The sequence below is a fragment of the Micromonospora sp. NPDC049060 genome, assembly GCF_040649055.1.
Lineage (GTDB): Bacteria > Actinomycetota > Actinomycetes > Mycobacteriales > Micromonosporaceae > Micromonospora > Micromonospora reichwaldensis.
This window is the reverse complement of record NZ_JBEZEV010000014.1, coordinates 80,031-94,406: the sequence shown is the minus strand read 5'-3', so window position 1 is coordinate 94,406 and position 14,376 is coordinate 80,031. Positions and strand designations below refer to the sequence as shown.

13 protein-coding genes are annotated in these 14,376 nt (G+C 73.9%); 5 read left to right on the top strand and 8 right to left on the bottom strand.

All coding sequences use genetic code 11. From position 1 onward, the window contains the following. Positions 1–116: 116 nt before the first annotated feature. Positions 117–1,295 carry a PLP-dependent aspartate aminotransferase family protein gene (locus AB0B83_RS09195; protein ID WP_357577709.1) on the bottom strand — a complete coding sequence of 393 codons (1,179 nt, stop codon included), beginning with the start codon at positions 1,293–1,295 and terminating at the stop codon, positions 117–119. 83 nt (positions 1,296–1,378) lie between these two features. On the opposite strand from AB0B83_RS09195, the gene AB0B83_RS09190 reads away from it, so the two are divergent. Continuing rightward, the gene (locus tag AB0B83_RS09190) at positions 1,379–1,858 is read left to right on the top strand and encodes an Lrp/AsnC family transcriptional regulator (protein WP_088999305.1); all 480 of its coding nucleotides are present in this window, start codon (positions 1,379–1,381) and stop codon (positions 1,856–1,858) included. A 58-nt stretch (positions 1,859–1,916) separates the two neighbouring features. Beyond that, positions 1,917–2,939: an LLM class flavin-dependent oxidoreductase gene (locus tag AB0B83_RS09185; protein WP_357577708.1), complete on the top strand. Its 1,023-nt coding sequence runs from the start codon at positions 1,917–1,919 to the stop codon at positions 2,937–2,939. Between the two features lie 217 nt (positions 2,940–3,156). Here the strand turns inward: AB0B83_RS09185 and AB0B83_RS09180 are convergent, their stop codons facing one another. Next, positions 3,157–5,430: a cellulose binding domain-containing protein gene (locus tag AB0B83_RS09180; protein WP_357577707.1), complete on the bottom strand. Its 2,274-nt coding sequence runs from the start codon at positions 5,428–5,430 to the stop codon at positions 3,157–3,159. A gap of 340 nt (positions 5,431–5,770) precedes the next feature. On the opposite strand from AB0B83_RS09180, the gene AB0B83_RS09175 reads away from it, so the two are divergent. Beyond that, the gene (locus tag AB0B83_RS09175; RefSeq protein ID WP_357577706.1) at positions 5,771–7,204 is read left to right on the top strand and encodes a pyridoxal-dependent decarboxylase; all 1,434 of its coding nucleotides are present in this window, start codon (positions 5,771–5,773) and stop codon (positions 7,202–7,204) included. A 162-nt stretch (positions 7,205–7,366) separates the two neighbouring features. Here the strand turns inward: AB0B83_RS09175 and AB0B83_RS09170 are convergent, their stop codons facing one another. From AB0B83_RS09170 to AB0B83_RS09150, 5 genes are all read right to left on the bottom strand, one after another. After that, on the bottom strand, positions 7,367–8,389 hold the full coding sequence (locus AB0B83_RS09170; protein ID WP_357577718.1) for a sulfite exporter TauE/SafE family protein: 1,023 nt from the start codon (positions 8,387–8,389) through the stop codon (positions 7,367–7,369). Between the two features lie 294 nt (positions 8,390–8,683). Further along, positions 8,684–9,154 carry an Rrf2 family transcriptional regulator gene (locus AB0B83_RS09165; RefSeq protein WP_357577705.1) on the bottom strand — a complete coding sequence of 157 codons (471 nt, stop codon included), beginning with the start codon at positions 9,152–9,154 and terminating at the stop codon, positions 8,684–8,686. 190 nt (positions 9,155–9,344) lie between these two features. Further along, positions 9,345–10,229: an acyl-CoA thioesterase II gene (locus AB0B83_RS09160; protein WP_132236419.1), complete on the bottom strand. Its 885-nt coding sequence runs from the start codon at positions 10,227–10,229 to the stop codon at positions 9,345–9,347. After that, entirely contained in the window at positions 10,226–11,674 is a 1,449-nt protein-coding gene (gene pyk, locus AB0B83_RS09155) for a pyruvate kinase (protein WP_311413603.1), read from the bottom strand. The genes AB0B83_RS09160 and pyk overlap by 4 nt, the downstream gene beginning before the upstream one ends. 185 nt (positions 11,675–11,859) lie before the next feature. Next, a complete protein-coding gene (locus tag AB0B83_RS09150) occupies positions 11,860–12,237 on the bottom strand; it encodes a DUF4267 domain-containing protein (protein WP_357577704.1) in 378 nt (125 codons plus the stop codon). A gap of 109 nt (positions 12,238–12,346) precedes the next feature. Between AB0B83_RS09150 and AB0B83_RS09145 the strand changes: the two genes are divergently transcribed. Beyond that, positions 12,347–12,925: a TetR/AcrR family transcriptional regulator gene (locus tag AB0B83_RS09145; RefSeq protein ID WP_357577703.1), complete on the top strand. Its 579-nt coding sequence runs from the start codon at positions 12,347–12,349 to the stop codon at positions 12,923–12,925. Between the two features lie 55 nt (positions 12,926–12,980). On the opposite strand, the gene AB0B83_RS09140 is transcribed toward AB0B83_RS09145, so the two are convergent. Continuing rightward, positions 12,981–13,346 (bottom strand): YciI family protein, encoded by a 366-nt coding sequence (locus tag AB0B83_RS09140; RefSeq protein ID WP_151456957.1) that lies wholly within the window; start codon positions 13,344–13,346, stop codon positions 12,981–12,983. A gap of 296 nt (positions 13,347–13,642) precedes the next feature. Here AB0B83_RS09140 and AB0B83_RS09135 point away from each other — a divergent pair, with 296 nt between their 5' ends. Beyond that, positions 13,643–14,269 (top strand): hypothetical protein, encoded by a 627-nt coding sequence (locus AB0B83_RS09135; protein ID WP_357577702.1) that lies wholly within the window; start codon positions 13,643–13,645, stop codon positions 14,267–14,269. The last annotated feature ends 107 nt before the right edge of the window (positions 14,270–14,376 follow it).

Here is a 14,376-nt window from a genome sequence, read left to right as displayed (position 1 = left end):
GCGAGGGCCGGCCGACGACGACGGCGCTGGTCAGCCGAGTTCGGCGAGGGCCGGCCGACGACGACGGCGCTGGTCAGCCGAGTTCGGCGAGGGCCGGCCGACGACGACGGCGCTGGTCAGCCGAGTTCGGCGAGGGCCTGGGCCAGGTCCGCGCGCAGGTCCTCGGCGTCCTCCAGGCCGACGGAGACGCGCAGCAGGCCCCCGCACGGCTTGGCGTCCCCCTCGACGGGGCGGTGGGTCAGCGAGGCCGGGTGCTGGATGAGGGTGTCGACGCCGCCCAGCGACACCGCGTGGGTGATCAGCCGGCAGGCGTTCGCGACGGCGGCCGCGGCGGGCGCGCCGCCGCGTACCTCGAAGGCGAGGAGGCTGCCGGGGCCGCTCATCTGCCGTCCGACGAGCCCGGCGGGGTCGTGCAGCGACGGGTGGTGCACGACGGCGACGGCGGGGTGGGTGGCGAGCCAGGCGGCGAGCTTCTCGGCGCCGGCCTGCTGGGCGCGCACGCGCACCGGCAGGGTCTGGAGGCCGCGGTGCAGCAGGTACGCGCCGAGGGGGTGCAGGATCGCGCCGGTGAGGGCGCGGACCTGGCGCAGCCGGGCGGCCCAGTCGGCGTCGCAGGCGACCACGCCGGCGAGGACGTCGCCGTGTCCGCCGATGCTCTTGGTGGCGCTGTGCAGCACGAGGGCCGCGCCGTGGCGGGTGGGCTGCTGGAGCACGGGGGTGGCGACGGTGTTGTCGACCAGCAGCGGCACGTCGCCGGCGGCCCGGGCGAGGGCGGCGATGTCGACCAGGTCGAGGGTGGGGTTGGCCGGGGTCTCGGCGATCACCAGGGCGGTGTCGGGGCGGACGGCGGCGGCGACCTCGTCCGCGCGGGCCCAGGTGACGGTGGTGCCGAGCAGGCCGGTGGCGAGCACGTGGTCGGTGCCGCCGTAGAGGGGGCGGACGGCGACGAGGTGCCGCTTTCCGTCCCGGGTGGCGGCGAGCAGGGTGGCGGTGAGGGCGGCCATGCCGCTGGCGAAGGCGACGGCGTCGGTGGTGCCTTCGAGGTCGGCGAGGGCCGTCTCGAAGCGGGCCACGGTGGGGTTCCACAGGCGCTGGTAGACGGCGCTGCCGCCGACGGGGAGGGTGCCGCCGGTGGCGAGGGCCTCGTACGCGTCGCCGCCGGCGTCGACGGACGGCAGCGGGTTGGTGGTGGAGAAGTCGATGGGCGGCACGTGGACGCCGAGGGCGGCGAGGTCGTCGCGGCCGGCGTGCACGGCTCTGGTGTCCACGGTCGTCATGCCGGAAGGATCGAACATAGCGCCAACCTGGGGCAATAGTTCCGAACATGATTCGGTAATTGCACTTGGAGGCGCGGGCGGATTCGATGGAAGATGCCTGCATGCCCCTTGCTACGAATGATGTGCGGCGGTTCGCCGACCTGGACGACACCGACCGGGCGATCCTGTCGGAACTGGCCGCCGATGGCCGGCTGCCGAACAACGCCCTCGCCGAGCGGGTCGGGGTGGCTCCCTCGACGTGCCTGACCCGCACCCGCGCCCTGCGGGAGCGCGGGGCGATCCGCGGGTTCCACGCGGAGGTGGATCCGGCGGCGGTGGGGCTGCCGTTGCAGGCGCTGGTGTCGGTGCGGTTGACCGCGCACGAGCGGGCGGCGGTGGACGCCTTCCGGGCCCGGTCCGTGCGGCTGCCGGGGGTGGTGGCGGTGTTCCACGTGGCGGGCGCGGAGGACTACGTGCTGCACGTTCGGGCGGCCTCGGCGGACGCGCTGCGCGACTTCGTGCTGGACCACCTGGCCGTGGATCCGGCGGTGCTGCACACCCAGACGAGCCTGATCTTCGAGCAGGCGCGCGGCATGGGGTGAGGCCCGGCAGGCACCGTGAGCCTGGTTGCCGCGGGGAACAAAGCCGAGGTGGGCGGGGTTGGCCACTCGTGTGATCAACGTACCGCTGTCTGTTCTCGATCTCGCCCCCGTCGCGGCCGGCGCCACCGCCGGCGCGGCGCTGCGGCACACCACCGAGCTGGCCCGACGCACGGAGGAACTCGGGTACCGCCGGTTCTGGGTGGCCGAGCACCACAACATGCCGGCGATCGCGAGTTCCGCCCCGGCGGTGCTGCTCGCGCACCTGGCGGCGCACACGTCGACGATCCGGCTCGGCTCGGGCGGGGTGATGCTGCCCAACCACGCACCGCTGGTGGTGGCCGAGCAGTTCGGCACCCTCGAAGCGCTGCACCCCGGCCGCATCGACCTGGGCATCGGCCGCGCCCCCGGCACCGACCAGGTGACCGCGCTGGCGCTGCGCCGGACGATGGAGGGGCTGTCGGCGGAGGGCTTCCCCCGGGAGCTGGCGGACCTGATGAACTACTTCAGCGGCGAGCGGCCGGGGCCGATCACCGCCACCCCGGGCCTCGGCGAGCAGCCGGCCGTCTGGCTGCTCGGCTCCAGCGGGTTCAGCGCCCAGCTGGCGGGGCTGCTGGGCCTGCCGTTCTCCTTCGCGCACCACTTCAGCGCGCAGAACACGGTGCCCGCGCTGGCGCTGTACCGGCAGCACTTCCGGCCGTCGAAGTGGCTGGACGCGCCGTACGCGATGGTGGCCGTCAACGCGGTCTGCGCGGACACCGACGAGCGGGCGGAGTGGCTGGCGGGGCCGGCGGCGCTGTCGTTCCTGCGGCTGCGTTCGGGTCGGCCGGAGCCGCTGTCGACGCCGGACGAGGCGGCGGCGTACCCGTACACGCAGGCCGAGCGCGAGTTCGTGCGGCAGCGCCGCGACGGGCAGGCGACGGGCTCCCCGGAGACGGTACGGCGGCAGCTCGGGGAACTGCTGGCGCGCACCGGCGCGGACGAGCTGATGCTGACCACGCTGGTGTACGACGTGGCCGACCGGGTGCGCTCGTACGAGCTGATCGCCGAGCGGGTGGCCGGCGGCCTGCGCCGCGAGGGCTGAAACACGATCTTCACGTCGGCGTCACCGGGGCGACGCGTGGCCCGCCTAGTTTTGACCTCGGTGGTGGTACGGCATTCCCGGTCGGGACGGGTCGGGGATGCCGCGGTGTGGGGCACCGGGCCGGAGCTGTGCGGATTCCGCGGCTGCGGCCCGGTGCCTTTTCCGTCCCGCGACCGGCCGACCGTGCGCCCCGAGGCACCGCCGACCGGTCGCCGGTTCACCGCAGGTAGACGTTGGGCGTGGGCGGGGCGGCCATGCCGTCGCCGAGGAAGAAGCCCGGGTGCGGGGGCTGGTTGTAGGCGGTGTTCTGCCAGGCGACCGCCACCCGGTACTGCGGGTCGTGCATGAGCGTGTGGATCCGGGTGCCGGTGGGCGTGGGCGTGCTGTAGATCCGCAGGGCGCGGCTGTCGCTGGTGCGCCAGACGACCTCCTCCCGCCAGTCGCCGAACAGGTCGGCGGAGAGCGCCGGGGTGGACTTGGTGCCGTTGTTCGCCGCCACGCCGCTGGCGGTCAGCAGGCGGGTGTCGCCCCCGGTGCCGTACTTGTCGATGCGGGTTCCGTCTAGCAGTTCCCGCACGGGGTCGCCGTCCCACCAGGCGAGGAAGTTCGCCGAGGACGGCCGGCGCCCGACGACGGCCCCGGTGGCGCTGTAGAGGTCGCCCATGTGGGTGCCGACGCCCCAGAACTCGGCGCCGGGGCTGCCGGCGTGGATGTCGGCGGCGACTCCCCGGCCGGGGCCCTCGACTCCCCCGTTGTTCGGCCGCTGCCAGACGACCTGACCGGTGCGGGCGTCGTGCAGGTCGGCCGCCGGCTGGTTGCCGGACTCGTGGATCGTGAAGACCTCCAGGCCGGCGCGGCCGGGGACGAGGTCGCCGACGTGCAGGGCGTCGCCGTGGCCGAAGCCGGTGGCGTACATCAGGCGGCCGTCGTCGTTGATGGTGGCCGACCCGTACACGATCTCCTGGCGGCCGTCCGCGTCGACGTCGGCGACGGAGAGGTTGTGGTTGCCCTGGCCGTAGGCGGCGCCGTTGCCCGAGGCGTTGGAGTCGAAGGTCCACCGCTTGCGCAGGGTGCCGTCGCGGAAGTCCCAGGCCGCCACGACCGCCCGGGTGTAGTAGCCGCGGGCCATCACCAGGGAGGGGCGCTGCCCGTCGAGGTAGGCGGTGGCGGCGAGGAAGCGGTCGACCCGGTTGCCGTAGTTGTCGCCCCAGGAGGAGACGGTGCCCCGCGGCGGGTCGTAGCTGACGGTGGAGAGGACCGCGCCGGTGCGGCCGTCGAACATGGTCAGGTACTCGGGGCCGGCGAGGACGTACCCGCTGGAGTTGCGGTGGTCGGCGGTGGCGGAGCCGATCACCTGGCCGGTGCCGGAGCGGGTGCCGGCGGCGGTCTTCATGGCCACCTCGGCGCGGCCGTCGCCGTCGTAGTCGTACACCTGGAACTGGGTGTAGTGGGCCCCGGCGCGAATGTTACGGCCCAGGTCGACGCGCCACAGCCGGGTGCCGGTGAGGGTGTACGCGTCGACGTACACGTTGCCGGTGTAGCCGGACTGGGAGTTGTCCTTGGCGTTGGACGGCTCCCACTTGACCACGAACTCGTAGTCCCCGTCGCCGTCGAGGTCGCCCACGGAGGCGTCGCTCGCGGAGTACGTGTAGCTCTCGCCGCTCGGCGTGCTCGCGCCCGCCGGCACCTGCAACGGCACGTCGAGGTAGCCGGCGGGGAACTGGAGCGCGGCCGCGGAGGCGGCCTGTTCGGTGCCGCCGACGACGGCGCGCACGGTGTAGGTCGCGTCGGCCGCCGCGCCGTTGTCGAGGTAGTTGGTCGCCCCGGTGATCGGGCTGCCGTTGACCCTGGTCGCGCCGCGGTAGAGGTTGAAGGCCACCCCGGTCGTCTCGGTGCCGAGCAGCCGCCAGGAGACCAGGTTGCCGCTGCCGGAGCGGACGCTGACCAGTCCCCGGTCGAGGTCCTCCATCTGCACCGCCCCGGCCGGCGGGGTGGTCGGCGGCGGCGTGGTGGGCGGCGGGGTCGTGGGCGGCGGCGTGCTCGGCGGCGGCGGGGTGGTCGGGCCGTTGGTGGGCGCGGCGCCGGTGCAGACGGTGCCGTTGAGGGCGAAGCTGGTCGGCGCCGGGTTGCTGCCGTCCCAGGAGCCGGTGAAGCCGAACGCGGCACTGGCGCCGGTGGCGATCACCGCGTTGTAGTCGACGTTGCGGGCGGTCACCTGGGCGCCGGACTGGTCGACGACGGCGCTCCACGCCTGGGTGACCCGCTGGCCGGCGGCGTACGACCAGGTGAGGGTCCAGCCGTCCACCGGGTCGCCCAGGTTGGTGACGGTGACGTCGGCGCCGAAGCCGCCGGGCCACTGGTTGGTGATCCGGTGCTCGACGCGGCAGCCGGCGGCGGCAGCCGAGGCGGTGAGGGTCGGGAGCGTACCGGCGGCGAGTGCGGCCGCGGCGGCCGCGGCGAGCAGCGCGAGGCGGCGGTGGGTGACGGGCATGGGGAGTGTCCTCCGGGGAGGTTGGGCGCGCGGCGACCGTCGCCGTCGGCCTGCCCGGGCCGGCGGGAGGACACGCCGCGCTTGCGGCGGTGGTCCGATGCCGTCGGTGCGACGTCGGTGTCGACGCCGCCGCTCCGGTGTCGGCACCCCGGCGCCGGCAGTGCGGCGTCGGTGCTCCGGCGGGCGACGTCGAGGGGTGGCTCCGCGCACCTGCGATGCTAGGGCAAGCGCTTTCAGCGGACAATCCGTCCTCCCGTCGCCCTGCTCCGGGTTCCCCCGTGGCGGGGGGGCACCAGGCACTTCCCTTGCCCCCGGCCCGGATTCTTGATCGACTCAGGGCGTGGCTGAGCACATGACCCCGGACGAGTTCCGACGCGCCGGGCACGCCGTGGTGGACTGGATCGCCGACTACTGGGCGACGCTGGAGCGGCGTCCGGTGACCTCGCAGGACCCGCCCGGGACGGTGGCCGCCCGGCTGCCCGCCGGCCCGCCCGAGCACGGCGAGCCGGTGGAGGCCGTCCTGGCCGACCTGGACACCCTGATCACGTCGGGGCTGACGCACTGGCAGCACCCGGGCTTCTTCGGCTACTTCCCGGCCAACACCTCGGGACCCAGCGTGCTCGGCGACCTGGTCAGCGCCGGGCTGGGCGTGCAGGGGATGCTCTGGGCGACCGGACCGGCGTGCACCGAACTGGAGACGGTGCTGCTCGACTGGCTCGCCGACCTGCTGGACCTGCCGAAGCGGTTCCGCTCCGGCTCCGGCGGCGGCGGGGTGATCCAGGACTCGGCGTCCTCGGCGACGCTGGTGACGACCCTGGTCGCGCTGCACCGCGCCGGCGGCGGCCGGTGGCGCGAGGTCGGCGTCGACCGCCGCTACCGCGCCTACGCCTCCACCCAGGGCCACTCGTCCATCGAGAAGGCCGCCCGGATCGCCGGGCTGGGCGCCGACGGCGTACGGCCGGTCGAGGTCGATCCGGAGACGCAGGCGATGTCCCCGGCGGCGCTGCGCGCGGCGATCGAGGCGGACCTGGCGGCCGGCGTGGTCCCGGCGATCGTGGTGGCCACCGTCGGCACCACCTCCACGACCGCGATCGACCCGCTGCCGCAGATCGGCGCGATCTGCGCCGAGTACGGGGTCTTCCTGCACGTCGACGCCGCGTACGCGGGAGCGGCGGCGGTCTGCCCGGAGCTGCGGTTCGGGCACGCCGGCCTGGAGTACGCCGACTCGTACTGCTTCGACCCGCACAAGTGGCTGCTCACCGGCTTCGACTGCGACGCGTTCTGGGTGGCCGACACGGCGGAGCTGATCGAGGCGCTGAGCGTGCTGCCGGAGTACCTGCGCAACGCCGCCACCGAGTCCGGCGCGGTGATCGACTACCGGGACTGGCAGGTGCCGCTGGGCCGCCGGTTCCGGGCGCTGAAGCTCTGGTTCGTGCTGCGCTGGTACGGCGCCGAAGGGCTGCGCGCGCACATCCGCTCCGGCGTGGCGCTCGCCGCCCGGTTCGCCGACCGGGTCCGCGCCGACGACCGGTTCACGCTGGTGGGGGCGCACCCGTACTCGCTGGTGTGCTTCCGGCTGGCGGCGGACGACGAGGTCAACGCGGAGCTGCTGGCCCGGGTCAACGCCACGGGCCGGGTGCACCTGACGCACACCCGGGTGAACGGCCGCTACACGCTGCGCCTGGCCGTCGGCTCCCCGCAGAGCACCGAGGTCCACGTCGACGAGGCGTGGACCCTCCTCACCGACGCCGCGACGGCCCTCCTCCCCCGCTGACCGTCCGCTGCGGGCGCGGTGCGGCTAGAGATCTTGGTAGGAATCGGCCCCTGGAGGGGCACGTTTCTACCAAGATCTACGCGACGCGACGCGACGCGACGCGACGCGGGGCGAGGCGACGCGGGGCGGGGCAGGGCAGGGCGGGCGGCGCCGGGGCGGGGGTCAGCGGTTGTTGAGCGAGGGGACCGCCGCCGGGGTCGGGAGAGGGTCGGCGGCCGGGGACTCCGTCGAGGGGGCGTCGGCCGAGAACGGGCGCTCGGCCGCCGGGCTCGGGGCGTCGGCCGCGAGGGCGGTGGCCGCGAGGGCGGTGGCGGCGACGGCGCGCTGGCGGCGGGTGCGCAGCAGCGCCCGCACGGCCAGTGCCAGGGCGGCGGCCCAGGCGACGGCCAGCAGCGCGTAGACGGCCGGCCGGGCCGGGCCGCCGAGGTCGGCCGAGCGCATCAGCGTACGGGCGTTGGTCAGCACGATGACGCCGCCGATCGCCGCGCCGAGCAGTTGGGCGGGGACGATGCGCACCAGCCAGGCCGCGATCGGGGCGGCGATCAAACCGCCGACGAGCAGCGCGGCCACCATGGGCAGCAGGAAGCCCTCGGAGCCGAGGCCGATCAGGAAGCCGAGGCTGGCGGCGCCGGCGACCACGAACTCGGACGTGTCGACCGAGCCGATCACCTTGCGCGGCTCCATCCGCCCGCTGACCAGCAGGGCCGGCGTGGCGACCGGGCCCCACCCGCCGCCGCCGGTGGCGTCGACGAAGCCGGCGACCAGGCCGAGCGGGCCGAGGAAGCGGCTGCGCAGCTGGCCGCCGCGCCGATCGGTGCGCAGCGGCCGGGAGAAGCGCACCAGCAGGTACGCGCCGAGGGTGAACAGGATGCCGGCCATCCACGGGGCGGCCGACTCGGTGGAGATCGAGCTGAGGAAGGTCGCGCCGGCGAACGCGCCCACGGCGCCGGGGAAGGCGATCCGGCCGACCACCCGCCAGTCGACGTTGCCGAACCGCCAGTGCGACACCCCGGCGGCGAGCGTGGTGCCGATCTCGGCCAGGTGCACGGACGCCGACGCGGCGGCCGGCGCCACCCCGACGAGCAGCAGCAACGTGGAGGAGGTCAGCCCGTACGCCATGCCGAGCGCGCCGTCGACGAGTTGCGCGGCGAGCCCGACCAGCGCGAGGACCAGCAGCTTGCGCACGAGCGCCCCCTGACTTTTCGGCATCTCCTATCGACTTGGTCGACAATGCGGCACGGGGCGGGCCCCGGTCAAGCCTCCAACCGGTCAGTGAGACGACAGACGCCGCCCGGCCGGGGCGACGACGAGCACGAGGCGGAGCGGAGAGGAGTCCGGCGGGGATGCGGCACCAGGCCAGCCCGGACTTACCGGGACCGCGGGGCCCTCAGGCGCCGGACCAGGTGGGGCTCGGCTTCCGGAGCGCACCGGAACTGCGGAACGAGTCCGGCGACGGGCGCGATCCCGACGCGGTGCGGGTCAGGTCCAGGCGCGGGGGTCGGCGGCCAGCTCGACGACCCGGCCCGGCAGGGTGCCGCCGGCCACGTCGGCGATGGTGACCAGTTCCAGGATCTCGCGCTCGCTGGCCCGCAGGGCGATCCAGACCTCCTGGAGGGCGCGCGCCGCCCCGTGGTAGCCGAGTTCCTCGGGCCGCTGCCCGCGTACGTGCGCGAGCGGGCCGTCGATCACCCGGATCACCTCGGCCAGCGAGATCTCCCCGGCCGGTCGGGCCAGCCAGTAGCCGCCCTCGGGGCCGCGCTGGGCCTGCACGATGCCGCCCCGGCGCAGTTGCAGCAGGATGCTCTCCAGGAACTTCGGCGGGATCTCCTGGGCGCGGGCGATCTGGTCGGCGGTCACGGGCCGGCTTCGCCCGGGCCCGGCGTCGGCGGTCACCGAGGCGAGCTCGGCGACCGCGCGGAGGGCGTAGTCGACCCGGGCGGAGAGGCGCATGTGGCAAGGTTAGTCGCCTGACCGACCCGCCCGGACGATCACCCCTCGACCGATCGGCCGGTGGCGATGCGCGGGCGGCGTCGGAGACGACGCTGGTGGCGAGCCCGACGGGCAGCCGCGTTCGACCTCGCGGCACAGCCGATGGAAGGTGGCGGCCTCGGGCCGGGCCGCGCCACGACGGTCGGGACGGTCAGTCGCCGACGCGGCGCAGCAGCCCCTCCTGCACGGCGCTGGCGATGTGGTGCCCGTCGGTGGTGAACATGCGGCCGGTGGCGAGCCCCCGGGCGCCGGAGGCCGACGGGCTCCAGCAGTCGTAGAGGAACCACTCGTCGGCGCGGAACGGCCGGTGGAACCAGAGCGCGTGGTCGAGGCTGGCCCCGACCACGCCGCCCGGGCCCCAGACCTCGCCGTGCACGGAGAGCACCGAGTCGAGCAGCGTCAGGTCGGAGGCGTACGTCAGCGCGCAGGCGTGCAGCAACGGATCCTCGGGCAGCTTGCCGTCGATGCGCATCCAGACCCGCTGGTGGGGGTCGGCGGGGCGGTCGCCGGGGCGTACCCAGCCGGGCTCGCCGACGTAGCGGACGTCGATCGGGCGCGGGATCTGCGCCCAGATGCCGAGCCGCTCCGGGTAGCGGGCGAGCCGATCGGCCATCGTCGGGACCTCGTCCGGCCCCGGCACGTCGGGCGGGGTGGGGGCCTGGTGGTCCAGGCCCTCCTCCGTCCGCTGGAACGACGCCGACATGAAGAAGATCGGCTTGTCGTGCTGGAGCGCCACCGAGCGGCGCACCGAGAAGGAGCGGCCGTCGCGGACGTTCTCCACCTCGTAGACGATCGGCTCGGCCGGGTCGCCGGGCCGCACGAAGTAGCCGTGCAGGGAGTGCACGAAGCGGGCCGGGTCGACGGTGCGTCCGGCGGCGACCAGCGCCTGGCCGGCGACCTGGCCGCCGTACACCCGCTGGGGACCGACCGGGGGGCTCATCCCCCGGAAGGTCATCCCGCCGGTGTGCTCCAGGTCGAGCACCTCCAGGAGCTGGTCGACCGCGGCCTGCCCGACCGCGACGTCCGCGTCGCTCACTGCAAGGCCCGCGCCGACGCCGCGTCGACCAGCGATCCGAGCTGGTGTACGCGCAGCGTGTTGGTCGAGCCGGGGGTGCCGGGCGGGCTGCCGGCGACGATCACCACGTAGTCGCCGGGGTTGGCCCGGTCGAGCCCGAGCAGCGCCTGGTCGACCTGGCGGAACATGTCGTCGGTGTGCTCGACGAACGGCATCAGGAACGTCTCGACGCCCCAGGAGAGGGCGAGCTGGTTGCGCACCTCGGGCACCGGGGTGAACGCGAGCAGCGGCAGGTCGCAGTGCAGCCGGGACAGCCGCCGCACGGTGTCGCCGGTCTGCGAGAAGGCGACCAGGGCCTTCGCGCCGATGGCCCGGGAGATCGAGGAGGCGGCGACGGTCAGCGCGCCACCGTGCGTACGGGGGTCGTGCTGGAGGCGCGGCACGCCGATCGAGCCGGACTCGGTGGTGGTGACGATCTTCGCCATGGTGCTGACGGTGAGCACCGGGTACTTGCCGACGCTGGTCTCGCCGGAGAGCATCACCGCGTCCGCGCCGTCGAGCACGGCGTTGGCCACGTCGGAGGCCTCGGCGCGGGTCGGCCGGGAGTTCTCGATCATGGAGTCGAGCATCTGGGTGGCCACGATGACCGGCTTGGCGTTCTCCCGGCAGAGCTGCACGGCGCGCTTCTGCACCAGCGGCACCTGGTCGAGCGGCAACTCCACGCCAAGGTCGCCGCGGGCGACCATGACGCCGTCGAAGGCCAGCACGATCTGCTCCAGGCAGTCGACCGCCTCGGGCTTCTCCACCTTGGCCAGCACCGGCCGGTGCACGCCCTCCTCGGCCATGATGCCGTGCACCAGCTTGATGTCGTCCGCCGAGCGGACGAAGGAGAGCGCGATCAGGTCGACGCCCAGGCCGAGGGCGAAACGCAGGTCCTCGGCGTCCTTGTCGGACATCGCCGGCACGCTGACCGCCACGTTCGGCAGCGAGACGCCCTTGTTGTTGGAGACCGGGCCGCCCTCGGTGACCAGGCAGCGGATGTCGTTGCCGGTGACGTCGGTGACCTCGACGGCGACCCGGCCGTCGTCGATCAGCAACCGGTCGCCGGGCTTGACCTCCTGCGGAAGCTTGCGGTAGGTGCAGGAGACCCGCTCCTTGGTGCCGAGCACGTCGTCACCGGTGATGACGACCGAGTCGCCGGTGCGCCACTCGTGCGGGCCGTCGGCGAACCGGCCGAGCCGGATCTTCGGGCCCTGGAGGTCGGCGAGCACGGCCACGGGCCGGCCGGCCGCTTCCGCGGCCTCGCGGACCAGCCGGTACACCGCCTCGTGATCCTCGTGGCTGCCGTGGCTGAAGTTGAGTCTCGCCACGTTCATGCCGGCCTCGACGAGGCCCCGGATGCGCTCCGGCGACGAGGTGGCAGGACCAAGAGTGCAAACGATCTTCGCGCGGCGTGTCACGCCCATCAGGCTAGTCTCTCCTCCGGGTCTGGCTGTGGGCCGACCCCTTGCGGACTGCGGAACATTGTCCAACGACGCGCGTCACGCGCGCAGCCGGCGGGCGGAACCCACGCCGGAACGTTGAGGCGGCGGGCATCGGCGACCGCGCGCGGGGAATCGTACGCCCCCGGCGCGAACGGACGTCCAGGCGGTTACGCGACGAGCAGGAGCACGCTGATCGCCAACATCACCAGGGCGGTGGCGCCGTGGACGCCGTAGACCGCAGCCTTGGGCCCGTTGCTGCGCAGCACGATCAACGCGTCGCCCACGGGGATGCAGGTGGCGGCCAGCATGAACCAGCCCAGCAGGTGGGGTGACCCGTTGGCCACCAGGATGAAGATGAAGAGCCCGCAGGCCATGTCGCGTACGGCTTTGACGGTCAGCCACGCCTGGAAGCTGCGGTCCTCGGTCGGGGTGCCGGGAATGCCGAAGCCGACTGCGGCCTGCGGCGCCCGGAAGGCGAGTGCGCCCATGAAGATGACGCCCACGCCGATCAGTCCGGCGAGCGCGGTGGCGACGTTGGAAAGCATGGTGAAGTCCTCTCGGTAACAGCGCCTACCGAAAATCTAGCGACGCTAGTTCTCGTGTCGAAGATAGCGCTATCTTCGACAGAATGTCTAGCGCTGCTAGGATGACGTCATGTCTGCCTCCGAGAAGCGCCGTGACCGAGAACGCGCCCAACGTCATCAGCTGATCATCACCGCGGCTCGAGAACTCGCCGAGGCCGAGGGATGGGAGGCGATGACGACGCGACGGCTCGCCGAGCGTGTCGAGTACAGCCAGCCCGTGCTCTACAGCCATTTCAGCGGCAAGGACGCCATCGTCCGGGCCGTCGCGATCGACGGCTTCGGCGAGCTCGCCGCCGACCTGCGCCGGGCGCGACTGGCCAGCCCCGAGCCACCGCAGACCCTGCGCGCCGTCTGCCGCGCCTACCTGGAGTTCGCCGCCCAGCGACCCGCCCTCTACCAGGCAATGTTCGTCATGCCGACCGACGTGAAGTTCGCGCACGCCGAGACACCGCCCCCGCTGCGCGCGGCCTTCGACGAATTCGTCAGCTGCTACCGCCCGGACAACACGCGACGCGAACTGGCCGCCGAGGTCATCTGGAGTGCGGTGCACGGCATCGCCACCCTGTCGGGCAGCGGCCGTATCCCCCCGGACAGCCAGGAGGAGCGACTCGATTTCCTCGTCAACCAGCTCGCCGACACCTCCGGCTGACCGGCCGCACGCCACACGTGGGATACAGGACGGCCGAGTCTCAGAGCCAAGCCCCTCAGCTCTGCGTCTTGACCAGCGGGAATTCCAGCGAGCCCTCCGGGCAGAGGAAGGTCAGCACGTCCACCCGGTAGAGCCCCGCCTGGACGGCCGGGTCGGCCTCCATCACGCTGCGTACGTCGTCCACGGAGCCGGTGCGGGCCAGGCCGAAGCCGATCGGCGGGTCCGGTTCGCGGGCCGGGCCGTCCACCGAGCCGGCGACCAGGATGATCCCCCGCCGTTGCAGGGCCTGCATGTGCGCCAGGTGCTCGGCCTGCAACCGCTGCACCGTCTCCGCCGGCAGCGCCCGCCCGGCCGCGCCGGGATACAGCACGATGCATTCGTACGTGTCGAGCGCGAAGTCGACCTGCGGCACTCCCGTCATGGCGTTCCCTCCCGCGTCGCGCCGCACGCGGCGACGTGCGCTCGGCCGACCGGCGGGGCGAGCCGCCCGTGGTCGACGTCGAGCCGGCACGGCCCAGCGTCGCACGGGCAGCCGGCCGGCACGGGCGCTCCGGTCAACTTCGCCGGCCGCCCGGCCCGGTTGCGGCCCACTCGCGCCGTTTCCGCAGCCCAGCGGGCGCGGCGGGCAAGGCGCCGGCGGCGTGGGGGCAGGACGCGGGCGGCGCACACGGAACGCGGCGGCCGGGCGCTGTCCGACCCCCGTCCTACGCTGCAGGCGTGGGCACGAGCTACCAGACGATCCTGGCCGTGGGCGAGCTGACGGAGATTCGCAGGGTGCTGACCGACGTCGGCACCGAGGCGTACGTGACGCGGGTCGGCGAGCGCCGCTGGGCGGTCGTCCCGCGCGAGGAGGAGGAGAGCGGCTACGCCGAGGTCGACGACCTGGCGCAGCTGATCACCCTGCTCACGCGCGAGCCTGCGGTCACCTTCGACGTCTTCGACTCCAGCGTCATGACCGCCACCCTGCATGTCGACGGCCGGGAGGCGCACCGTTACCTCTCCGACCGGGGCTGGGTGACGGAATACTGGGACGACGACGACAACGAGGTCCTCGCCGGCTTCGACGGCACGATCCATCCGCTCGACGCCCCGCCGCCGCCCGGCCCGAGCGGGGACGACCCGGCCGTGTTCGCGCCGCTGGGGGTCGGCGCGGTCGACGTCGCCGCGCTCGGCGCGGCCCTGCGCGGGGAGGTGCCGCTCGACGACGCGCCCCGGCTGTTCGCCGAGTGCCAGCACGTGGCGATCCTCGACGCGCTGGGGCTGGACCCGTGCCCGCTGACCCGGCCCTTCCGGCACACCCACCTCGATCACCTGCCAGCCCCGGTGCACGTGCGGCCCGGGTGATCCCGGTCTCGATCCGCCCCGGCGGTGGTGTGGGCGACGATCGGCGGGAAAGCCTCTCGGTGGTGGGATCGACCGCCGGAGACGGACGACAGGATGGGAATCCACGC

What these genes read in the sequence shown, in the direction of transcription:
- AB0B83_RS09190 (WP_088999305.1), top strand. Translation starts at nt 1,379, where the DNA reads ATGCCCCTTGCTACGAATGATGTGCGGCGGTTCGCCGACCTGGACGAC.
- AB0B83_RS09145 (WP_357577703.1), top strand. Translation starts at nt 12,347, where the DNA reads ATGTCTGCCTCCGAGAAGCGCCGTGACCGAGAACGCGCCCAACGTCAT.
- AB0B83_RS09165 (WP_357577705.1), bottom strand. Translation starts at nt 9,154, where the DNA reads ATGCGCCTCTCCGCCCGGGTCGACTACGCCCTCCGCGCGGTCGCCGAG.
- AB0B83_RS09140 (WP_151456957.1), bottom strand. Translation starts at nt 13,346, where the DNA reads ATGACGGGAGTGCCGCAGGTCGACTTCGCGCTCGACACGTACGAATGC.
- AB0B83_RS09150 (WP_357577704.1), bottom strand. Translation starts at nt 12,237, where the DNA reads ATGCTTTCCAACGTCGCCACCGCGCTCGCCGGACTGATCGGCGTGGGC.
- AB0B83_RS09195 (WP_357577709.1), bottom strand. Translation starts at nt 1,295, where the DNA reads ATGTTCGATCCTTCCGGCATGACGACCGTGGACACCAGAGCCGTGCAC.
- pyk (WP_311413603.1), bottom strand. Translation starts at nt 11,674, where the DNA reads ATGGGCGTGACACGCCGCGCGAAGATCGTTTGCACTCTTGGTCCTGCC.
- AB0B83_RS09180 (WP_357577707.1), bottom strand. Translation starts at nt 5,430, where the DNA reads ATGCCCGTCACCCACCGCCGCCTCGCGCTGCTCGCCGCGGCCGCCGCG.